Origin of the sequence: Corynebacterium tuberculostearicum, assembly GCF_046097465.1 — a bacterium.
GTDB classification, from domain to species: domain Bacteria; phylum Actinomycetota; class Actinomycetes; order Mycobacteriales; family Mycobacteriaceae; genus Corynebacterium; species Corynebacterium tuberculostearicum_I.
Window position 1 is genome coordinate 1,251,710 of the sequence record NZ_CP175799.1, and the last position, 20,898, is coordinate 1,272,607.

The 20,898-nt window shown below is 58.8% G+C and carries 16 protein-coding genes and 2 tRNA genes; 9 read left to right on the forward strand and 9 right to left on the reverse strand.

What is annotated here, in order from left to right; all coding sequences use genetic code 11:
* Nucleotides 1-34 precede the first annotated feature (34 nt).
* The 5 genes from ACKFRX_RS05980 (at nt 35) to ACKFRX_RS06000 (ending at nt 6,494) form a co-directional block, all read left to right on the forward strand.
* The gene (locus tag ACKFRX_RS05980; protein WP_408918923.1) at nt 35-1,825 is read left to right on the forward strand and encodes a DUF262 domain-containing protein; all 1,791 of its coding nucleotides are present in this window, start codon (nt 35-37) and stop codon (nt 1,823-1,825) included.
* Nucleotides 1,815-2,720, forward strand: a complete 906-nt coding sequence (locus ACKFRX_RS05985; protein ID WP_239454589.1) for a hypothetical protein — start codon at nt 1,815-1,817, stop codon at nt 2,718-2,720. Before ACKFRX_RS05980 ends, ACKFRX_RS05985 begins: the two co-directional genes overlap by 11 nt.
* A 63-nt stretch (nt 2,721-2,783) precedes the next feature.
* On the forward strand, nt 2,784-4,370 hold the full coding sequence (serA, locus tag ACKFRX_RS05990) for a phosphoglycerate dehydrogenase (protein ID WP_408918922.1): 1,587 nt from the start codon (nt 2,784-2,786) through the stop codon (nt 4,368-4,370).
* Nucleotides 4,371-4,487: 117 nt separating this feature from the next.
* Nucleotides 4,488-5,507: a 3-isopropylmalate dehydrogenase gene (locus ACKFRX_RS05995; RefSeq protein WP_408918921.1), complete on the forward strand. Its 1,020-nt coding sequence runs from the start codon at nt 4,488-4,490 to the stop codon at nt 5,505-5,507.
* A gap of 177 nt (nt 5,508-5,684) precedes the next feature.
* Complete coding sequence (locus ACKFRX_RS06000; RefSeq protein ID WP_005323319.1) at nt 5,685-6,494, forward strand: fumarylacetoacetate hydrolase family protein; 810 nt, start codon at nt 5,685-5,687, stop codon at nt 6,492-6,494.
* 217 nt (nt 6,495-6,711) lie between these two features.
* Here the strand turns inward: ACKFRX_RS06000 and ACKFRX_RS06005 are convergent, their stop codons facing one another.
* Complete coding sequence (locus tag ACKFRX_RS06005; protein ID WP_408918920.1) at nt 6,712-7,815, reverse strand: isochorismate synthase MenF; 1,104 nt, start codon at nt 7,813-7,815, stop codon at nt 6,712-6,714.
* Between the two features lie 100 nt (nt 7,816-7,915).
* Between ACKFRX_RS06005 and ACKFRX_RS06010 the strand changes: the two genes are divergently transcribed.
* On the forward strand, nt 7,916-9,055 hold the full coding sequence (locus ACKFRX_RS06010; protein WP_408918919.1) for an alpha/beta hydrolase family esterase: 1,140 nt from the start codon (nt 7,916-7,918) through the stop codon (nt 9,053-9,055).
* A 76-nt stretch (nt 9,056-9,131) separates the two neighbouring features.
* Here the strand turns inward: ACKFRX_RS06010 and ACKFRX_RS06015 are convergent, their stop codons facing one another.
* The 8 genes from ACKFRX_RS06015 to ACKFRX_RS06050 all read right to left on the reverse strand — a co-directional run bounded on the left by ACKFRX_RS06015 (nt 9,132) and on the right by ACKFRX_RS06050 (nt 18,630).
* A complete protein-coding gene (locus tag ACKFRX_RS06015; RefSeq protein ID WP_408918918.1) occupies nt 9,132-10,580 on the reverse strand; it encodes a choice-of-anchor M domain-containing protein in 1,449 nt (482 codons plus the stop codon).
* Nucleotides 10,577-11,488, reverse strand: coding sequence for an anchored repeat-type ABC transporter permease subunit (locus tag ACKFRX_RS06020; RefSeq protein WP_408928258.1), 912 nt, complete (start codon nt 11,486-11,488; stop codon nt 10,577-10,579). The genes ACKFRX_RS06015 and ACKFRX_RS06020 overlap by 4 nt, the downstream gene beginning before the upstream one ends.
* Nucleotides 11,485-12,219, reverse strand: a complete 735-nt coding sequence (locus ACKFRX_RS06025; RefSeq protein ID WP_370633408.1) for an anchored repeat-type ABC transporter ATP-binding subunit — start codon at nt 12,217-12,219, stop codon at nt 11,485-11,487. Before ACKFRX_RS06025 ends, ACKFRX_RS06020 begins: the two co-directional genes overlap by 4 nt.
* On the reverse strand, nt 12,206-13,084 hold the full coding sequence (locus ACKFRX_RS06030) for a choice-of-anchor M domain-containing protein (RefSeq protein WP_005327743.1): 879 nt from the start codon (nt 13,082-13,084) through the stop codon (nt 12,206-12,208). The genes ACKFRX_RS06025 and ACKFRX_RS06030 overlap by 14 nt, the downstream gene beginning before the upstream one ends.
* Complete coding sequence (locus ACKFRX_RS06035) at nt 13,077-14,588, reverse strand: anchored repeat ABC transporter, substrate-binding protein (RefSeq protein ID WP_005327744.1); 1,512 nt, start codon at nt 14,586-14,588, stop codon at nt 13,077-13,079. The genes ACKFRX_RS06030 and ACKFRX_RS06035 overlap by 8 nt, the downstream gene beginning before the upstream one ends.
* Nucleotides 14,588-15,277: a choice-of-anchor M domain-containing protein gene (locus ACKFRX_RS06040; protein ID WP_408918917.1), complete on the reverse strand. Its 690-nt coding sequence runs from the start codon at nt 15,275-15,277 to the stop codon at nt 14,588-14,590. Before ACKFRX_RS06040 ends, ACKFRX_RS06035 begins: the two co-directional genes overlap by 1 nt.
* Before the next feature lie 5 nt (nt 15,278-15,282).
* Complete coding sequence (locus ACKFRX_RS06045) at nt 15,283-16,149, reverse strand: choice-of-anchor M domain-containing protein (protein WP_408927503.1); 867 nt, start codon at nt 16,147-16,149, stop codon at nt 15,283-15,285.
* Between the two features lie 90 nt (nt 16,150-16,239).
* Nucleotides 16,240-18,630: a choice-of-anchor M domain-containing protein gene (locus tag ACKFRX_RS06050; protein WP_408924571.1), complete on the reverse strand. Its 2,391-nt coding sequence runs from the start codon at nt 18,628-18,630 to the stop codon at nt 16,240-16,242.
* A gap of 232 nt (nt 18,631-18,862) precedes the next feature.
* Between ACKFRX_RS06050 and gltX the strand changes: the two genes are divergently transcribed.
* The 3 genes from gltX (at nt 18,863) to ACKFRX_RS06065 (ending at nt 20,778) form a co-directional block, all read left to right on the forward strand.
* Nucleotides 18,863-20,356 carry a glutamate--tRNA ligase gene (gltX, locus tag ACKFRX_RS06055; RefSeq protein WP_408928271.1) on the forward strand — a complete coding sequence of 498 codons (1,494 nt, stop codon included), beginning with the start codon at nt 18,863-18,865 and terminating at the stop codon, nt 20,354-20,356.
* 238 nt (nt 20,357-20,594) lie between these two features.
* Nucleotides 20,595-20,666: transfer RNA gene (locus ACKFRX_RS06060), tRNA-Gln, on the forward strand.
* A gap of 39 nt (nt 20,667-20,705) precedes the next feature.
* Nucleotides 20,706-20,778: transfer RNA gene (locus ACKFRX_RS06065), tRNA-Glu, on the forward strand.
* The last annotated feature ends 120 nt before the right edge of the window (nt 20,779-20,898 follow it).

Sequence of the window (20,898 nt, forward strand, 5' to 3'; positions counted from 1 at the left end):
GTAAAACTCCGGTGCGGGGAGTAGGATGAGGGCCATGGGTTTTACGACGCCAAGCTACGATCTCAAAGACCTCTTTGCACGAATTGATCGCGGGGATATCCAGTTACCTGACTTCCAGCGCAGCTATGCCTGGGATGAAGATCGTATTCGATCTCTTATTGTTTCCGTGCTGCGCGGCTATCCCATCGGCGCGCTCATGGCTCTTGACACCCGAAACGAAAAGATGCGCTTTCGTCCCCGTGCCCTTGCAGGCGCACCTGACACTGGCGTCGACCCCGGCTTGCTCCTTTTAGACGGGCAGCAGCGCCTGACTACCCTGTATCACTGCTTCACCGGCGAGGGCTTCGTAGATACCACTGACTTCCGCAAGAAGAAGATTCACCGCCGCTTCTTTATCGATATTCGCGCAGCCGTACGCGGCAATCTTATGCCGGATGATGCCATCTTCGCGGTCAATCAAAACGGCAAGATTTGCTCGCACTTCGCACCGGCAATTGAGAGCGATATCCTAACGCGCGAAGATGCGCTAGAGAATATGTGCATTCCCGTGGCTTCTCTGCTAAGTGAAGACGGCGTCGGCATGCTTTTTGAACTTGCGGCGACCAAGCAGGAATACAGCGCGGAATTGGCGGCCTTTAATAATCGCATCGTTCGACCATTGTCCGGTTATGACCTGCCAATGATTCGACTTTCCCGCGAGACGGAGCGAGCCGGCATCGGCTCGATTTTTGCCCAAGCGAACTCGGCCGGCTTGCAGATGGACGTGTTCGATCTGCTCACTGCCGTCTTTGCCTCTGAGGATCCCAGCTTTCACTTGGCCGCTGATTGGCAAGAAGTGGAAAAGGATCTGCGTAAGTCCCCAGCCTTGGATGGAATTGGGCGCACCGAGTTCCTCTCTGCAGTATCGCTTCTGGTCTCCGGTGAAAAGGGCTGTGCAGGTGGCCAGCGCGAGGATATTTTGAAGTTGTCATTGGCGGAGTACAAGTCGGCAGCCAATGATCTGCGCATTACCTTCCGTGAGGTATCAGAGTTCTTGGCGGAGCGGTGCATCCTCAGCATGGATCAGGTTCCGTTTAATGAGCAGATTGTTCCCCTGGCAGTCATTATCGCCCGCCTGGCCAAGCGCGGGGGAGCGCTTTCTACCGAGCAGTCCTGGAACCGCATCAACCAATGGTTCTGGTGTGGCGTCTTTGGCGAGCTCTACGGCTCTTCTGCAGTGCAGCTGCGTGCAGCTCGCGACGTAGATGAGGTCACCGAATGGGTAGCCGGTGCAACGGATGAGACGCCGAAGACCGTCGCTGATGCCACCTTCCGTGAATCCCGGCTGCTTTCCGTAGATGGCAAAGATGGCGTATGGCACGGACTCTATGCCCTCCTTATGGCGCGCGGCGCGAAGGACTGGCGCACCGGAAAGGCCTTCACCCGGCATACCTTTGAAGAGCTCAAGCCAGGCTTTTTCCCTGTATTCCCGCTAAATTGGTGCAAGCGTCACGGAGTTGATCCCGTCTTGGCTGAGTCGGTGATGAACTACACCCCGATGGGCAAGCGAACCGAGGTAGTGCTCGACGGTTTCGCCCCCAACCGCTACCTACCTCGCGTTCAGTCCAAGTCCATCATGGAAGATGCGCAATTTGATGAGGTGCTAGCATCCCACGAAATGAACCTGGATTTCCTGCGCGCATCACAGCCGCGTGAATTCCTTGCGGACCGCCGTCACCGTTTCTTGGGCATCGTGGAATATGCTTTAGGTAAACCCGTTATCCGCGATGTGGATGAAGCAAACCTTTTTGGTGGAGAGGAAGGTCCGCAAGCTTTTGATCGCTAAATCTGTGCGCTTGGCCGCTACAGTGCTTGTTGCTTCTCTTGCGCTAGCAGCCTGTGGCACTCCGGTCACAGAATCCAAGCTGGTCAGGCGTGGTCTGTCCGATCTGGATGAGTCCGAAATCGATCTCAGCAAGGCCAAGGCGGAAAACCAAAACCGTCTTATTGATCCGAAATTCGACGGCAAGTTGGTCATTGTTAATGACCCCATTGGAATTGAAGCCAGCCGACTATTTTTTGAAGATTCGGATTCGCTTGTCCTTTTTGCCCCGGACGATAAATCTATTCTTCGTGCAGCAACCTTGGCGGTAAATCAGCATTTGCCAGCGGTGCAGTATGACGATGCTAGGCGTTTGGAAATCCATAAGCTGCTCACGGACTTGGGAGTAAGTCGCTTGGTGGTAGTAGGTGACGTGCCGTGGACGAAAACCTCTGGTGAATTCAGCGTGATCAAGGATCCAGGAACGCATAAGGCACTAGGGGAGTTCACGGCATTCCAATATGGTTCCAAGGTGGTAGCCTCGCCGGAGCAGATGGTAAAGGATATTGCACGGCTGGATAAGACTCCCCATATGGAGCTGCGTCCTGCCTGGGTGCCGTATGAAGGCGAACTTGATGCCGGAGAGGAAAAGAACCAACCCATCCCAGCACAGTCCCGCAGGGACGGTCAGATGGCGCCAAATATCGTTGCCACTAAGGATAGTCCCATCGCGAACGTTATTACTGCGGCAGCCTACGGTGGAAGAGTTTTGGTCGTGCCGACTGCCGATCCGCTAGCGGATAAGCACAGCATGGCTGCTGTTGCGGGCCTTGAGGACGGCGCCTTAGTAGCTTTGGGGCCGGAATTCGGTCGAGTGAAAGAATTTAAGGCAAAAATCAAGCAGGGCACTCCTGACTGAACTACACTTCCTTGACACGCGGGCAACCCGCGTGCACCGCATTTCATTTAAGCGAAGGAAGATATGTCGAAGCCGGTAGTCCTTATTGCCGATAAATTAGCCCAGTCCGCAGTTACGGCCTTGGGGGATTCTGTTGAGGTCCGTTGGGTGGATGGGCCGAATCGTGCCGAGCTCCTCGCCGCGGTTCCGGAGGCAGAGGCTTTGCTGGTGCGCTCTGCCACAACCGTTGATGCAGAGGTATTGGAAGCGGCTACAAAGCTCAAGATTGTGGGGCGTGCCGGGGTGGGGCTGGACAATGTCGATATTCCGGCGGCCACAGACAAGGGCGTCATGGTGGTCAATGCGCCAACATCGAATATCCACTCTGCGTGTGAACAGGCAATTGCACTGCTCTTAGCGACGGCGCGCCAGATACCAGCGGCTGACCAGTCCCTGCGCAAAGGGGAGTGGAAGCGCTCTTCTTTCAAGGGTGTGGAGGTCTACGGAAAGACCATCGGCATTGTTGGCTTTGGGCACATTGGCCAGCTCTTTGCCCAGCGCCTGAAGTCCTTTGAGACGACCATTATCGCGCACGATCCCTATGCCAACCCGGCTCGCGCGGCGGCGCTGGGCGTGGAATTGGTTGAGCTGGAAGAACTGATGTCGCGTTCCGATTTCGTGACCATTCACCTGCCAAAGACTTCCGAGACTGCCGGAATGTTTGATAGGGAACTTTTGGCAAAGGCCAAGCAAGGGCAGATTCTCATTAATGCAGCGCGAGGCGGTTTGGTAGATGAAGCGGCCCTGGCTGAGTCTATCGAGTCGGGACATCATCGAGGTGCGGGCTTTGATGTCTATGCCACGGAACCGTGCACTGATTCTCCGCTCTTTAAGCTGCCGCAAGTCACCGTATCTCCGCACCTAGGCGCCTCCACTGTAGAGGCCCAGGACCGTGCGGGAACCGATGTAGCGGAGTCTGTCTTGAAGGCGCTTGAAGGAGAGTTTGTGCCGGATGCGGTCAACGTCTCCGGCGGGCCAGTGAGAGAAGAGGTTGCAGGGTGGTTGGACCTCGCCCGCAAGCTAGGACTTACTGCTGGCCGCCTTTTGGGTCAGGCCCCCGTTGCCGTCGAGGTGGAGGCCTGTGGCGAGTTGTCTACCGAAGATGTAGAGGTGCTAGGACTTTCTGCCGTCCGGGGTCTGTTTAGCGGCGTGACTTCGGAGCCAGTGACCTTTGTTAACGCAATGCAGATCGCACACAGCCGTGGGGTAGAGGTAGACGTAACTACCACTGCAGATTCTAAGGGGCACCGTTCTTCGCTGCAGGTGAAGGTTATTGGTGCTGATGGCGAGACTTCCTCGCTCACTGGCGCACTTATCGGCATCGATGGAACCGAAAAATTCATTCGCATCAACGGCCGCGGCGTAGATATGCGTGCTACCGGCCGCAACCTCTTTTTCCGTTACGCGGACGCCCCAGGTGCATTAGGAACGGTGGGTACCAAGTTGGGTGCTGCGGGAATCAATATCGTCGCGGCCGCACTTACGCACGGTAAACAGGAATCTGATGCGGTGCTAATTCTGCGCGTGGAAGCCGAGGTGCCAGAGGAGCTCATCGCCGAAATTAATGCGGCCTTGGGTGCCGAATGCGAGCAGCTAGACATGGAAGCCTAGGCCGGCCGACTGCCTAAGAATCTAATCCCGCGTAGTTACAGGTATCTGCCTGCGCTACGCGGGTTCTTTTTGGTAGGGTTATCGCATGTCCACTCTGTGAGAAAGGAATCTTATACAATGAAACTTGCGGTGATTGGCGGCGACGGAATTGGGCCAGAAGTGACGGCCGAGGCGCTCAAGGTTCTTCGCGCCGTTCGCTCCGATATTGAAACCACTGAGTATGACCTGGGTGCGCGGCGTTATCTGCGCAATGGGGAGCTTCTCACGGACGCTGACTTGAAGAGCCTGCGAGAACACGATGCGATCCTGTTGGGGGCGATCGGCGCCCCAGGTGAGGTGCCGCCAGGCGTGCTCGAGCGGGGGCTGTTGCTTAAGATGCGGTTTGCGCTGGATCATCACGTGAACCTGCGCCCCTCCAGGCTCTATCCCACCGCTTCCTCGCCGCTCGCTGAACCGGGCGATATCGACTTCGTTGTGGTGCGCGAAGGTACCGAGGGTTTGTACTGCGGAAACGGCGGTACCTTGCGTGAGGGTACTGAGCACGAGGTGGCCAGCGAGGTATCGCAAAATACTCGCTTCGGCGTGGAGCGTGTAGTGCGCGATGCGTTTGCGCGGGCAGCGCAGCGCAGTAAGCATCTGACCTTGGTGCACAAGACAAATGTCTTGGTCAATGCTGGTGGGTTGTGGCAGCGCACCGTTGATGAAGTCGCCGCCGAGTTTCCCGAGGTTCGGGTGGATTACCAGCATATTGATGCTGCAACCATTTATATGGTGACCGATCCGGCGCGCTATGACGTCATTGTCACCGATAATCTTTTTGGAGACATTCTCACCGATTTGGCGGGCGCGGTAACTGGCGGTATTGGTCTTGCTGCCTCCGGAAATATCGATGCCTCTGGCACGAATCCTTCCATGTTCGAGCCGGTGCATGGTTCTGCGCCAGATATTGCGGGTAAGGGGATTGCAGACCCAACGGCGGCAATCTTGTCCGCCGCCATGCTTCTTCGTCACCTGGGTGATGAGTCTAATGCGCAGCGGATTGAGGATGTGGTGGCACAGGATGTTGCGCACCGCGATGCCGAACCAATAAAGACCGTTGAAGTCGGTGACCGGATCGCCAAGCTTCTCGTCGCATAGAGGCTGGCTTCTTACGCCAGGCGCTTGCCGACGCCCCAGGCACCCAGCGTTCCTGGCGTAATCCGCAGTAGGGCCAGCAATGGTAATTCAAGGGTAGAGGCAATTTACTCAAATTAACTAATTAACACCGTATCCTTTGCACACATGTGAAGGTGGCTATTGAGTAGGATTACCGCTATGCGTTTAGGACGAATTGCACACCCAGAAGGAATCTGTTTCGCCATTATCGATGGGCCAAAAGACGCCCCAATGGAAGAGCTAGTAGCAAAGGAAATTGCCGGCACGCCCTTCACCCCACCGGAGCCGACCGGCCGCGAGTGGAAACTTAACGAGGTTCGCCTGTTGGCGCCGACCCTTCCCACCAAGGTGGTAGCGCTTGGCCGCAACTATGCGGACCACGTTGCTGAGGTTTTCAAAAAGTCTGCTGATAGCCTGCCTCCCACCATCTTCATTAAGCCATCTACCGCGGTCATTGGCCCGGATGCTGCAATCAAGATTCCGGACTACGCCACCAACGTCGAGTTTGAGGGCGAGCTAGCCGTGGTCATTTCCAAGCCGTCGAAGAATATCAAGGCCGAGAACTGGAAAGACCATGTGCTCGGCTACACCATCTGCAACGACGTTTCTTCCCGCGACCTGCAGTTTAAGGATGGTCAATGGGCTCGGGCCAAGGGTATTGATACTTTCTGCCCGCTCGGCCCGTGGATCGAAACCGATCTGGATAGCTTGAATCTGGACGATCAGAAGATTAATGCGTATCTGACGCACGAGGGTTCTCGCGAGCAAAAGCAGGATTCCAATACGGACCAGATGATCGTGAAGATGGGCGGCATTTTGGAGGAGATCTCCGCTGCCTATACCTTGCTGCCTGGTGATGTCATTACCACAGGCTCCCCGGCTGGCACCGCTCCTATGGTCCCAGGCGACACCATCGAGATCGAGATCCCAGGCCTCGGCACCCTGCGCAACTCCGTCCACCGTGCATAACCCAAGCCACTAGGAGCACCGCGCCTGTGTACCCACCTCCGAAGAAAGGGGGGGAACACTACCAGAGTTCTGGGCGGGTGTGATCGGGCAACCCCAATGAGACCCTTGTCGATTACGCCGCGGGACTTAACCCCGGCACCGCCCTCGGCATTGGATGTGGGGAAGGCGCGTGTGCGCACCACCGCAGCGACGTCGTGCTCGTCGCCAAGCGTGCAGCCTAGAGGCTGAGCGCCTTCAATATGGTGCGCAGCTTGGCCGTGGTTTCTTCCAGCTCGGCATGGGCATCGGAATCGCCTACGATGCCACCGCCGGCCCAAGCACGCGCGGAAAGTCCATCGCCGGCCACTTCCGCGCAGCGGATGGCCACCATGTACTCGCCGTCGCCGGAGCTATCGCACCAGCCGACCGCTCCGGCATAGAATCCACGGTCCGTTTCTGCCGTCTCAATGAGAGCTTGGGCGGCCTCTGCAGGGGTGCCACAGATAGCCGGGGTGGGGTGCGCTGCCAAGGCAAGCTCGAGCGCAGTCAAGTCTTTATCCTTGAGCGTTCCGGAAATTGGCGTGCCTAGGTGCCACATCTCATTGGTGCTAATAAGTTGCGGGGCGTCCGGGATATCTAGCCGCTCGCATAATGGGCTAAGCACCCGGCGCAGGTGTTCCACTACAAAGGAATGCTCGTGGAGATCCTTGGCAGAATGCAAGAGATCTTGGCCTGCGATGTGATCCTCAGCCGCGGTGGCGCGGCGCGGTGACGATCCGGCCAAGGGGAAAGCAGACACCGTCGAGCCCTGACGCTTGACCAAAACCTCTGGGGAAGAACCAACCAGCATCGCGCCCGGCCGGCCAGCGGGGGAGAGATCGGCGATGAACCCATCGCGGTTAGCGGAAAGGTCGATAAGGCGCGCCGCCACGAGGCGCGGATCAATTGCCTCAGGGAATTCGATATCTACGGCGCGGGCCAAAACCACCTTGTCCAGTTTGGAGGTCTCGATCGTGCCGATGGCTGCCTCTACTCGGCGCAGGTGCTCTTCGGGTTCTGGATCGAATCCGACCACTCGGGAGTTCAGGCTCTTATTGCGGTAATAGGCGTGCGGCTCCAAAGGGCCCTCTTCGCGGATGATGGTCTCCGGCACCGTTAGCGCGGCGGGTGTGTCAGAGTCGAACGGAATCGCACCGACGACCATGTCAACGTCTTTGTTGCGCAGGGCGGAAATCGCCGCGTCGGTGTCATTAAAAGTGTGGCGCGCACCTTGGGTACGGACAGACCCCGTTGCTCGCGAAAGCAAAAAATCGGGGGCGGTGCTTGGTCTGTCTTCGTGCATGGGGATCTAGCTTAGTGCCTTGGGCTTTTCTTACAGAATTGAGTGTGCACTGGGCGTGTAAACAGTGAATCAAGTGAAGGATGTGGTTAATTTTAACCTTGTGGCTAATGTTACTAAGTTTCTTTATCGTTCCCTATACCTGATCCTCGCTGCTGCGCTGGCTAGCGCTGCGCTTGTGTGCGCCGCTCCTGCCCATGCTCAAGAAGGGCCACCTCCCGCACCCGCCCCTGGCCCTGAAAATGCACCACAGCCAGCACCAGCTCCAGCACCTGCTCCCGAAAATGCAAAGCCGGTTACCCCGCAGCCTGATGGGTCCCACCTAGTTCCAGAAGGTGTTAAGGAATCCACCCCGGCACCTGTAGAAGGCGGCAGCAGCGATGACAATGCAGCGCCTGGTCCTGAGGGATCGTCTCTTCCCGAGCCAGCGCCGCGGCCGGCAATGGTAGATACCAGCATCAATCCGAACCCGCCGTTTGCGCCGGGTTCCATGCAGTCCCTAGAGATGGAGCACGAGGGTAAGACTCGCAGGTACTTGTTGCGTATTCCAAACCACTATTCGCCGGAAAAGGCGGCGCCCGTTCTCTTCGGCTTTGGTGGGTGGGGAGATTCCCCGGAGAACTACTCCGGCTATGCACGCATGCAGACCACTGAGGCCAATAACGAGGCCATCATCGTCTATCCAGAGGGATTCGAGCGCGCCTGGGAGGCGGCGCCTTATGCTAAGACGCGCGATGGGGAGGATATCCGCTTTATCAAGCGCATTCTTGACTCGGTAGACAAGGACTACCACGTTGATCGAAATCGCGTATACGCCATGGGCATGTCTAATGGAGGCGGCTTTACCTCGGTGCTTGGCTGCCACGCACAGGACACCTTTGCTGCCGTAGCTATGGTTTCGGGTGCCTTCTACAACCCGGTTGAGGTCAACTGTGCCGATGCGCCGATGAATACCCTCATCATGCACGGCGTTAACGACAAGATGATGACCTATGAGGGCGGTGACCGGCACGAGGCTGGATACCTCCCGGTTCGTACGGTGCTCGGCGGCTACCTGAAGCGCAATCGCTGCGATATGACCTTCCAGTCCACTCCGGAAGCAGGCGGCTCGGAACGCTTGAGCTTTAACGGCTGCCAAAAGAATGTGCAACTGGTTAAGGTTCCGCAAGACCACACCTGGTTCTGGCAGCCAGATACGCCGAACGTGGTCTGGGACTTCCTGTCGTCCAAGACCCGGGTATAAAAGCAGTAGCTCTTAGCCACCGCTAAAGCCCAGAGGAGAGATCCTCTGGGCTTTTGCTTTTTAAGCCGGGCCTGCGCTAATCGACGCCCGGTAAGTTCGCCGTGGCATCACTGGCCTGGTGCTGGTGCGGTGTCTTCTTTTTGCGGAAGAACTGGACATAGACCAACAGCCCGATGCCGAGCGCTAAGGCGAATGCGCCCAGTCCGGCCAGGATCCCCGCCCAGAAGCTGCTTTTTGCGAGGGTAGAGGTATAGGCAGCGGCGTCGGTCAGCACATTCTTGCTGTCCTTATTCTCTGTGCCGGTTGCATCTGGAACATGCTGTGCACTGCGGGCGTCGGCGGACTTTGCTTTCGCACGGGACGAGGATTTTGTGCCCTTCGTACTGGCGGACTTCTTCGCAGTCGAGCGGGAAGAACCGCTGGTGGAAGCGGAGCGGTGCGAGCCAGATGACGTGCTCTTGCCTGATTTTGCGGTGGAGGCAGATTCGTTGACACGGCTAGCCGAGTGGTGGGTCGTAGTTTGTGAACCAGAACTGGACTTTTGCGCAGGGGCAGTGGATCGGGTTGATGTCGGAGCGTGGGACTTTTGTGGCGCTCCAGACTTTTCAGTATTCGCCGGCTTTTTGTTCGTTGAGTGCTTGTCCTTTTCGGCATCGTCAGGTGCTCCGCCGTCAAGGAATTTTTGGCCTTCCTGCAGGGTCTTCTCCAGTTCCTTGTCCAACCCGGCGATGGATTTGTCTACATCTTTGATGTCCTTTTCCAGTTGCTTGGGGCGGCTATCCGCGCCGTTGCCAGAACCAGTGGCCGCATCCGCTTCGGAATAGTCCACGTCGCACAGGTCCTTCGCCTCAGCCTGCTTTCCTACGAGGAAGCCGGCATGGAGGTGGTGGCGGGAGCCATCGGGAAGCTCAAAGGTAAAGCTCACCGCGTAGGTTCCGGGCTTGGTAAACGCAAATGCCGGGTGGGAATGCGAATTGCCTGGGTAATCCCAGGCGGATCCATCTTCAGTGTCCATGAGCACCGTGGGTTCGCCTAGCTCCGCCTGGTAGGCCACAATGCGCCCATCTTCTGGGCCCTGTGCGATCGCCATGCTCAAGGTTGCGGTGTCATCAGTAGCGAGTAGGTCTTGGGATAGCTCCTGGGTGTTAAAGCCCAGCCAGGGAGCGGTGGGGTTTTGGGTTTGAGGCAGCACCCAGCCTTCTTCAGGAAGGGAACTATCGCCGAGCTCAGATAGTGGCTGCTTCAACTCATCGGATACCTCAATAGCAAAGGTTCCAGAGTCATGCTTGATTCCCTTGTCATCGTCTTTGACCGTGAAGCTGAGGTCGCCGGAATCGCCGCTAAGCGCCATGTCTTGGTGGCCCTTGGTAATGAGATCGAAGTCGCTGGCGGAGCAGGCCGCGGCGGACTCTTCTGCGTGGGCGGAGGCGGGGGCTAAGGCAGCTACGCCCGTCCCTGAAAGGGAGCCGAGGCCGATGAGACTGGCAGCGCCTAGGGCCACCGTGGTGCGGCAGACTGGTTTCATGAGGTAACGGATTCCTTTCGTGGGGTGTCGGGACGTGGGGCGTCGGAAAGCGAGGCACCGGCGTGCTTGCGGGCGCCGAGGAGTGGATGGATGGCCCAAACGCTTAAGAAAATGACGGTGAGCGTGAGCACGATGGTGGCGCCGGCCGGAAGGTCAATGGCCCATGCCAGGTAGATGCCGAAGAAGCTGGACAGCGCGCCGATGAGGGCGGAAAGCCACATCATGGTCGCAAGATGCGTGGTAAGCAGGCGTGCCGTCGCGGCTGGGGTGATGAGAAGTGCGAGGACCAAGATATTGCCAATGGTGCTCACAGAAATGACCACGGCGGCGGTGACACACAGGTACAACATGATGTCGAGCACAACAACGGGCAGACCCATGGCGCGGGCGGTTTCCCGGTCCAGGCAGGTGGCGTTGAGCTGGGGGCCAAAAGCTACGACGACGGCGATAACCAGTGCGCACACGCTGGCCGCGACGATGATATCGCTGCGGGATACGCCGGTGAGCGAGCCGAAGAGAAAGCTGGTCAGCGAAGCACTATAGCCATCGGTGCGCGAGATGATCACCATGCCTAAGGCAAAGGCAGCGGCGAAGAAAATGCCGATGATGGAATCTGCCCGTACGTGGCGGCGCTGCGAAAAGGCGGCGATGAGCAACGCCACAACCGCTCCGGCCACCGCGCCACCGACGAGCACGGAGGCTTGCAAAGCGAAGGCTATGGCCAAACCGGGAAAAACCGCGTGGGAGACGGCGTCGCCGATAAAGGCCATGCCGCGCAGCACCACGTAGCAGCCGACGACGCCGCAGACGATGGCCGCAAGCACAGAAATACCTACCGCGCGGGCGAGAAAGTCGAGGCGGGGGTTAGCCAGGTCGCGGAGGAAATCGAGAAAGGAAATTTCTATCATGCGGAGACTCCAATGGCAGAAAGCAGGGGAGAACCGGCGCGTACGCCAAAGGTTTGCGTCCACGGAGCGGTCTGGTGAAGAAGGCGCGGAGCGGAGTCATCGGCCACCACGGTGCCGTTAAAGAGGACCAAGCGGTGGCAGGAGTGCGCCGCTTCAGACAGGTTGTGGGTGGACATGAGGATGGCCTTGCCGCGCTGGGAGAGCTCTTCGAATAGCTCGAGTAGTGATTCGGTATTGGGGGCGTCGAGGCCGGTGAAAGGCTCGTCGAGCAGCAGCACGTCTGGTTGCGTGGCGAGCGCTCGGGCGATGAGGACGCGTTGGCGCTGACCACCGGAGAGCTCCTCGATGGGGCGGGTGGAAAAATTCTCCATGTTTACCAAGCGAAGAGCCTCTGTCGCCGCGGCGTGGTCCGCGGCACGCGGCCGCTTGAGCCAGCCGATGATGCCGGTGCGCCCGCTGAGCACGGTGCGGTAGACATTGATGGGAAAGCCCCATTCCACCTCGTGCCGCTGGGGCACGTAGCCTACGATTCCCCCAATCTCTCGGGTACCGGAGGACGGGATGAGCCCTAAAATGGCGCGCATAAGCGTGGTCTTGCCCGCGCCATTGGGGCCTAAGAGCCCAATGAATTCTCCCGGGTGGACCTCTAGGTTCGCACCGGTGATTACGCGCCGGTGGGATAGCGATACGTCCAGGTCGGCAACGGAAATGAGCGGTTTAGCCACGGCTATCGCCCCGCTTGGAAGAGCGCAGTACTAGGCCAAGGGCCAGCAGGAGTACGACGGCACCCACGCCGGCGAGGATAAAGACCCAAGTGGGGATGGAAGAGCCTGTGGTCTGGGCATCGTCTGGATTCCAAGTAGTATCTTGGGCCGCTTGGACGTCGGCATCATCGCCCACGGCAAAGGTGAGCACGCCATCGGTGCTGAAATCGGCGCCATCTTTGGTCTTGCCTTTGACCCTGATACCTACCTGATGGGTGCCTGGCTCTGTAAACGTCCAATTGGCATGGGTGTGGGTATTGAGGTCCACCCAGAAGTCTTCGTCGCTCTTTTGCGCGGTAGACCACAACAGCTGTGGTGCTTCAAAGCCGCCGTTTTGCAGGAAAAGGGAGAAGTCGCCAGGACCGGAGTGGCCGAGGAATTCCATGGTGACTCCGCGATCGGCGGCATCGACAAGCGAAGGCGCTTGGGTGTTCCAACCCAGCCAGGGAACCCCGACCTGCTCGGTTTGGGGAACTACCCAGACCTTTTCACCGGAATCGGCGCCTACAAAGCCAAAGTCATCGGTCTCCGGTAGGGTTTGCTGCGCCTTATCGCCCACGGCAAAGACAAGATCATCTAGGTGGCGCCAGACGGGCTTGTCGCCGGCATCATCGCGGGCCATGAGTTCGGAATCGGTGCCGTTGAGCAAAGCGCCAACGTCAACGTGGCCGGTGTCGATGACCTTGTCCTCGCCCTGTGGGGCGACCTGTTCCTCGGCGCCGACCACTTGTGCGAGGTCGCCGGCCCAGGCAGGGCTCGTAGAAAAAGCAAGGCCGGCAGTAAGGGCGCAGGCGGCGGTGCGAATAGCGGTACGGGTAGCGAATTTAAGCATTGTTTTCTCCATTAGTGGAATTGGGGTTCAGGCAACGCTGGAGTGAATCAGCGTTGAACTTCATGAGGTCGATATAGGAGCCGACGGTGTCGTCCAGCGTGTCGCCATAAATGGGGCACAGCGCCACGCCTTGTTCCGCGGCGGCCTGGGTAAGGGTGTCGGCGCTGGCCTGTTGTACGGGCTCGACAAAAACAGCAGGCAGATGCAGGTTCTCCAGCGTGCGGCGCAACGCTATGACCTCCCGCGGGGAAGGCTCGATGGCCGGGTTGGGCGTGACGAATCCTGCCACCGAAATGTCATAGCCCTGCTCGAGGTAGGCGTAGCCATGGTGCGTGGTCACTAGATGCCGGTTTTCAGCAGGGATAGAGGCAATGGCGCGGCTTACATAGTCATCCGTGTCCCGCAGGCGCTTGGTATAGGCCGCTGCCCGCTGCCGGTAGGCGGCACCGTGGGAGGGATCTGCTTGCGCCATCTCCTCCGCAATGACATCCACGTAGGCGATAGCGTTGTCCACGTTGTGCCATAAATGCGGATCCACCTCGCCGTGGATGTGCTTGCCCAGCACGGCCTGCGGCAAGAGGTAGGTATCCGAGCCCGGCGCGCCGAGGAAGCGGTAGGCAGGATCCGGCGGGATGGGCTGCAGCACTGACGAGGGGATAGATACCGCGGTGGTGGCGGGGTCAAAGCGCTTGTCTTGGTCGCGCAGGTCAATGCGGTGCTGCGCCAGGTTTGCCTCAATATCCAGGTGCCCGGAATCAATGGCCTGCATTCCTTTAGGTGGGTTGACGCCCACGGCCACGGTGAGGTGCTGGACTTCGGTGCCGTCGGCCTGAAACCCAAGGCGGTAGATCCCAGGTTGGGAAAAGCCCCAAGAGACGTGGGTGTGGGCGTTGGCAGGAAGGGTTACTGCGTCTTCCTTGCCATCGACGCCATCGGCCGAGTTAAAGAGGACCTCCGGGGTACCGAAGGCGGAGACCACATAGGCCGCCACGTCGCCCGGCCCGTCGGCTGAGACCATGCGAAAGTCTACCCCGGAGGAGTGTTGCGCGGCGCCGCTGATGCGCAGTCCTAGCCAAATGGCATCCAAGGATACATCTTCTACCAGCGGCACCAGGGTGGCACCGCGGGTGGAGGCAGCGTCGGCGACCTCCACCACGGGAGCGTCGGTGGACTCGTGCAGCGTATCGATAAGAGCTTGCGGTTCCAGCAGGTAGCCGTTGCTAAGCGCCAGGTTGGCATTGGCAATATCGCGCACCGTGCGCAGCGTTGGCTCGAAGGTATGCGGATCCTTGCCGCTGGGGATGAGGCTTTTGACCTGGGCATCTTCTCCTGCCACGTTGCGCGCTAGGTCTGCCAGGATTGGGGTGGTGGCCACCACGCTGAATCCTTCTCCGGTCCCAGCATCATGTGCGGCTGAGGACGCACAACTAGCGGTGAGCAGGCAACTGGCCAAAAGTGCTCCTACGGTAAGGTGCCGGCGATTGTGGGAACATGAACGCCCCATTAGTCCGCTGCCTTAGCTACGGCCAGCCGCGCAATGCCCAGGCCGAGGAAGAGCATGCCAAGGCCCAACACCCCGATGCCGAGGGGCACGATGGGGGTCCCAGTATTGGCTAAAGAACCGCCCGTGCCTTGTGCCTGCGCCGACTGACCGTTGCTGGATCCGGTGTGTGAGGTAGAGCCGCTAGCGCTTGCCGACGCCCCACCTGCCGACGCCCCACCTGCCGCCGCGCCATTCCCACAGTCGCCGCCGTCTGGATTCACGGCAGCTCCCAGGTCGAAGTGCCCGTTATCAAACGCCTTGGCCGGTTCATCGCCGCCGACGACGAAATGGAGAGTTGCCTCACCGGCAACCTGCTTTCCCTCACCGGTTTGAGCCACTTGGCGGATGGTGACGTCATAGGTTCCCTGGGCGCCAAAGACCCAGTTGGGGTGCACGTGAGTATTCGGGGCGATGGCATGGGTGCCTTCTGCTGCATCTGCGTTGCCACGGAACCATTCCTCGCCGACGACCTTGCCTAGCCCGCCTTGGGAGTAGACCATCATCGGGCCGGGGCCCTTGAAGCCCACCAGCTCCCAGGTGACATCGCCGGGGATATTCTCGCGCATCGACGGGCTTTGGGTATTCGCACCTAACCACGGAACACCCTCGACCTGGGTAGAACCAATCATCCAGGCCTTTCCTGCTGGCACTGGTCCTACTTCTTGGGGAGATCCACGCTGGATTTATCGGAGAGGTAGAAGGTGGCACCATCGGCATCGCGCCACTCGGAGGGCGAGACCGTATCGTCCTTGATCTGCGGGGTCATGCCCGGGGTGCATTCTTCGCCTGGTGCGGCGCCGGACGTGCCCGAGCCTGTTGCGTCGCTCTTGCCAGCAGGTCGCTTTGTGCTTGCAGCTTCCTGGTCAGTGGTGGCGTCGCCGGAGTCAGCCGCGCGATCTGCGGTGGAGGCATCGCCGCCGTCGCCCACCTCCCAGGTGTAGGTCACCGCATTGCTGGATTCACCATTGGAATGGGCGCGCACCGTCATGGTGTAGGTGCCGGCCTCACTAAAAGCCCAATTGACGTGCCGGTGGGCAGGATTGGGCTGGTTGATGACCTCACCGCTGGTGAGCTCCATGGAACCAGAATCGGTCACAGCCTTGACGTCGCCAAAGCCGCTGGTTTCAAAGACATACACAGTGCCCGGGCCGGAGACCTCGGCAAACTCCAAATCAACGCTTTCGAAGCCGCCATCGCGGGCGGGTTGAGTATCCCAACCCGGCCAGATGATGCGCTGGTCTTGGGTCTGCGGCAAGAAGTAGGTGGACTGGCCGATTTCTGGCACGGCCTCGGTGGCATCGGACCAGGCATCCTCGACGACCTTGAGCACTACGTCATCGCCAGAGCGCGGAACGGCAGACCCCGTGATGTCTTCCTTCATGGAAAGGTGCAGCGTGCCATCAGGGGCCGTGACATAGAAGGCGTCGACGTGCCCGGAATCAAAGACCTCATCGAAGGCCAGTGCCGCGCCGGGGGAGAAGAAGGCTAAAGCTGCGGCAAAGACAGCAGCAAGTACCGACATGAACCGGCGCCACTGTGGGGCGCGCCGGGAGGCAGGAGAGTGGGATTGGTGCATTGTGGTGTCCCGTCTAGTTAGGTGGGCTGGTGTGGGTTAGAAATTGAGGCCGAAGCGCCGGCGGATGAGGTCTTCGTTATCGCGGAAGAAGTTATAGAAGGCCTTGAAGACCACCACGAGGACCGCTGGGAGGACTAAGCTCCACGGGCTCAACGAGGATCCCGTTGGCTCTTCGGGCTTAGCGGCATCGTCCGGCTTCTCGTCCGGCCTCTCGGTCGGCCTCTCGCTGGGGGTCTCGCCCTCGGAGTCGTTAGGCTTGTGCGAGGAACAAGAATCTAGGGTTTTATCGCCCACGGCAAAGGTCAGAGTTTGCGGCTCGGACTTAAGTTCCTTGCCGTCCTTCCCCGTGGCCGTATAGGTGGCCTCGAAGGTATAGACACCGGGCTTGGAAAAGGCCCAGTGCGTGTGGGTGTGGGCCGGAAAGTTGGTTTCGATGGTGTAGTCCTCGGCTGCGGAGTTCGCCAAGACCGAAAAGCCCTTGCCATGGGAGGCGTCGATAAAGGCGCCCCACTCGGCCCCGTCTGGGGTAGAGGTGGGCTTCAGGTTGAGGTTGACGGCATTGTCTTTGGTCGCGGAATAATCCAAGTCCTGAGTGTTATAACCGGGCCAGATAATGTGTTGATTCTGTGTCTGCGGTAGGTGATAGAAGCGCTCACCGGGTTTTCCGAGGAAGTCGAACTCCTTGCCCGCAAGCTTCTCGTTGCGCCGGGTGAGCGCATTATCGTGTACGCCGAGCACCACGTCATCAAGTTTGCGGTCGACAGACTTCTTATCCACCTGTGCCGTGTCATCGCGCAGAACGGTACTAAAGCCGCCCTCGGCAGGTTGAGCCTTGATGTCCACGTGCCCACGGTCCAGTAGGTATTTCTCGCTGCACTGGTGCGTGTCGGCTTCCGCTTCATTTGCGCCTGGCTTCGGCGCTTGGGAAGGCGAGTCTTCCTTGCCGGGAGTGGTGTCCGGTTCCTCATTGGAAGTGGAGAACCGCCCCGTGGTTTCGTAGTTTTCGCCGAAGGCAAAGGACTCCGTAATCACGCTGCTTGCATGCCCGGCCTTCACGGTGGAATGAGGAAAGAGATTGACCTTTGCATAAGAGCCGGTGAAGTATTCGCCCTCGTCAAAGGCAACCTCGCCGTGCCCGTTGGTAATGGGGGTTTCAAGATCCACGGTGGGGTATTTGGAATCCTTGGCATCATAAAGACCGCCGGTGAGCAGGCCGTTGAAGTTCTTATCCTCGGTATCGACCACGATCTTGGTGCCGCCCTTGCCCTGCTTGCGCATACGGATGGTATAGCCCAGCTCCTCCAGCTCGGTTTCCTGGGTAGGGGCAAGCTGGCGCGGGCGGGAAGCTTCCTGCCACGTCTCGGCGGCAGAAGAAGAATCTGTCTGGACGGACGCGCCAGGCTGGACGTCAAGGGGATTAGAAATCCAGCGCGGGGCATCACCCTCTGGGGTAAATACGGCCTGGACCTTGGACGGATCTGGTCCCATGTACTCGTCCCACTGCGCGCGGCCATTCTTAACGGGGAGGTCGGTGAGGAAGTAGCCGTCGATAAGCAGCGTCAGGGTACCCTGCGCCTTATTTTTAGCGTCGAAGGAAATAGTGGTGAGCTTGTCATCGCCGTCTTTTTCGGGATTGCGCTTAGGTGCCATGCGTAGGCTGTAGCCGGCAGCGGCGGCGTCGCCAGTCGCGGACTGGGCAAAGCGTTCCTGCAGGCTTGGAGTCTTCTCATTCTTGGGCTTCTGGCCGCCTACTTGAACCGTTGTGGTCTGCGGTTCATTGGCGATGAGCCGGCCGTCTTTGCCGCGCGCACTGGTGCGGTAGGTCAGGCGGTAACGGCCGGGCTTGGTAAACAGCGTGGAGTTGTGGGTATGCGTGCCGGCAACGAGATAGGCCGAATGCGGTGAATCAGGGAAGGAGCCGAGCATACGGTGCAGCTGGGTTCCGTCCTCATCATCTTTATTGGTGAAAAGCTCGACCTCGCCGGGGCCATCAACGCTTAGCAAGTCGAGGAAGGCTATGCCATCGCGGAATTTGTCAGTGGGCAGGGAGGTATCGGCGCCAAAGCCCAACCAGATGGGTGAAGTATTGCCGGACACTTGGTGCGGTGCGGTGTAGTACGTGGTGCCGGGCGCCCCAATATAGTCCTGAGTGCCATTTTTCGGCAGCGTATAGAGGTACTGATTGTGGCCGTCCATAGCGCTGTAGCCCCTGCCCACCCAGGCTACGGTGTCTGCGATCGGTGGTTCCTGGCCGCCAAATTCAGACTTCAGCACGAAGTCGTTGTTCTCCCAGAAAGACTTAGGGGAGTCAACATGGGTATCGGTGGCAATGTGCTTGCCATCATCGGGGCCGGCGACGGCCGTGGCGGGCGTGATAAGCGCTAGCGTGCTCAGCGTGGCAAGGAAACGGGTGCGTGGGGAAGCCACAGTTGGGAAGGCCTTTCTACAGTTATCACAAGTTCACCAGAAACTATAGAAAATGAATCCCATAACCTGCTAGCCGTAATGGAAACCGATTTCACCGACCAGTAGCTTTGTAGTGAAACCCGTTTCCAATTACCCCAATTTGCGTGTAGGAATAGACTGCAAGCCGCTGCGCGCCGGGCAGGATTCAGGGGCGCTTGGGCTGGTGCGGACTGGAATCGGCGGCTCCACTACGATGGTGGGCATGACTGAAGTACGCGTTAGATTCTGTCCGTCCCCAACCGGCACACCGCACGTAGGCATGGTGCGCACCGCACTATTCAACTGGGCCTACGCCCGCCATACCGGCGGCAAGCTGGTATTCCGCATCGAGGACACCGATGCCGCCCGTGACTCTGAAGAGTCCTACCAGGCCATCATTGATTCCCTGACCTGGCTTGGGTTGGGCTGGGATGAAGGCATCGATGTCGGTGGCCCGCACGAGCCTTACCGTCAGTCCCAGCGCATGGACATCTACAAAGAGGTCCTAGACAAGCTTATCGACGGCGGATTTGTCTACCCGGCATACTCCACGGCTGAAGAGGTAGAGGAGCGCCACAAGGCTGCTGGCCGTGACCCGAAGCTGGGCTATGACAACTATGACCGTGACCTCACTCAGGAGCAGATCGACGCTTTCGAGGCTGAGGGCCGCAAGCCGGTCTGGCGCCTGCGCATGCCGGAGCAGGATTGGACCTGGACCGACCTGGTGCGCGGTGAGATGACCTTCAAGTCTGAAACCCAGCCGGACTATGTTGTGGCTCGCTCCAATGGTGCGCCCCTCTACACCCTGGTTAACCCGGTCGACGACGCCCTAATGCGCATCACCCACGTGTTGCGTGGTGAGGACCTGCTTTCTTCTACTCCGCGTCAGCTCGCGCTTTACGACGCCCTGCAGAAGATCGGCATCGCCGAGTTTACCCCAGAGTTTGGCCACCTACCCTTCGTGATGGGCGAGGGCAATAAGAAGCTGTCTAAGCGCGACCCGCAGTCCAACCTGTTTAATCACCGCGATAACGGCATTATCCCTGAGGGTATGCTCAATTACCTGTCCCTGCTGGGCTGGTCGCTGTCCGCGGACCAGGACATCTTCAGCATGGATGACTTGGTAGAAAACTTCGACGTCCACGACGTGCTGGGTAACCCCGCCCGCTTTGACCAGAAGAAGCTCGAGGCCATCAACGCTGATCACATCCGCCAGCTGGACCCAGAAGAATTCGCCTTCCGTCTGCGTAACTACTTAACCGAATACACGGATTTCCCGGCCGACTATGACGGCGAGAAGTTCGCCTTCGCCGCTGACCTTGTACAAACCCGCATCAAGACCCTGTCTGATGCGTATGGCCTCATGAGCTTTTTGGTGACCCCGGATGCCGACCTAAAGCTTGATGAGAAGGCAGCGAAGAAGAACCTCAAGGAAGAGGCCATTCAGCCGCTCGAGGTGGGCATTGAGACCCTCGAGGGCGTTGCGGAGTGGAAGACCGAGAATATCGAGGCGGCACTATCTAAGGCTCTTATTGAAGACCTCGAATTAAAGCCCCGTAAGGCCTATGGCGCACTGCGCGTAGCTATTTCCGGCGCTCAGGTTTCCCCACCGCTCTTCGAATCCATGGAGCTGCTGGGCAAGGAGTCCACCCTGGCCCGCCTTTGTGCGGCCCGTGAAGTGACTCCCTACGTGCCGGCGGCACAGTAGGGGGAGTGCCTCCCGTAAGGCGGCGATAGATATCTATCCCGCCCTTCGATGCGGCGAATGACAGCTGAACTACAGCGCTGTCATTCGCCGCATTTTTATTAGCCATTCTACTGGCCTGAAAATGCCTCGTGCGCTGGCGATTTGGCAGTTTACGCGATGATCATTATAGTTATTACACGTTGCAGCGAGCAAGGGAGAACAGCCGAAAGGCGGTAAGCTTCCAGCGTAAGTTAGCAAATGGCCTATGGTGTAATTGGCAACACAGCGGTTTCTGGTACCGCCATTCTAGGTTCGAGTCCTGGTAGGCCAGCAGTGAAAATGCTTTAAATGGCAGGCTCACTAGTTCTAAGCCCCGTTCGTCTAGCGGCCTAGGACGCCGGCCTCTCACGCCGGTAACACGGGTTCAAATCCCGTACGGGGTACAAAGACCTCCAGCCCAAAGGCTGGAGGATTTTTCATATCCGGGGCAATGTCTTTTCCAGCGTCTTTTCCAGCGTCAGTCTGGGTTCCGACCACGACGCGAGTAAAACTGGTTATAACCT

Excerpts from the sequence above, each read along its gene's own strand:
- ACKFRX_RS06035 (WP_005327744.1), bottom strand. The coding sequence starts at position 14,588 with ATGGGGCGTTCATGTTCCCACAATCGCCGGCACCTTACCGTAGGAGCA.
- ACKFRX_RS05995 (WP_408918921.1), top strand. The coding sequence starts at position 4,488 with ATGAAACTTGCGGTGATTGGCGGCGACGGAATTGGGCCAGAAGTGACG.
- ACKFRX_RS06015 (WP_408918918.1), bottom strand. The coding sequence starts at position 10,580 with ATGAAACCAGTCTGCCGCACCACGGTGGCCCTAGGCGCTGCCAGTCTC.
- gltX (WP_408928271.1), top strand. The coding sequence starts at position 18,863 with ATGGTGGGCATGACTGAAGTACGCGTTAGATTCTGTCCGTCCCCAACC.
- serA (WP_408918922.1), top strand. The coding sequence starts at position 2,784 with ATGTCGAAGCCGGTAGTCCTTATTGCCGATAAATTAGCCCAGTCCGCA.
- ACKFRX_RS06005 (WP_408918920.1), bottom strand. The coding sequence starts at position 7,815 with ATGCACGAAGACAGACCAAGCACCGCCCCCGATTTTTTGCTTTCGCGA.
- ACKFRX_RS06030 (WP_005327743.1), bottom strand. The coding sequence starts at position 13,084 with ATGCTTAAATTCGCTACCCGTACCGCTATTCGCACCGCCGCCTGCGCC.
- ACKFRX_RS05980 (WP_408918923.1), top strand. The coding sequence starts at position 35 with ATGGGTTTTACGACGCCAAGCTACGATCTCAAAGACCTCTTTGCACGA.
- ACKFRX_RS06045 (WP_408927503.1), bottom strand. The coding sequence starts at position 16,149 with ATGTCGGTACTTGCTGCTGTCTTTGCCGCAGCTTTAGCCTTCTTCTCC.
- ACKFRX_RS06020 (WP_408928258.1), bottom strand. The coding sequence starts at position 11,488 with ATGATAGAAATTTCCTTTCTCGATTTCCTCCGCGACCTGGCTAACCCC.
- ACKFRX_RS06000 (WP_005323319.1), top strand. The coding sequence starts at position 5,685 with ATGCGTTTAGGACGAATTGCACACCCAGAAGGAATCTGTTTCGCCATT.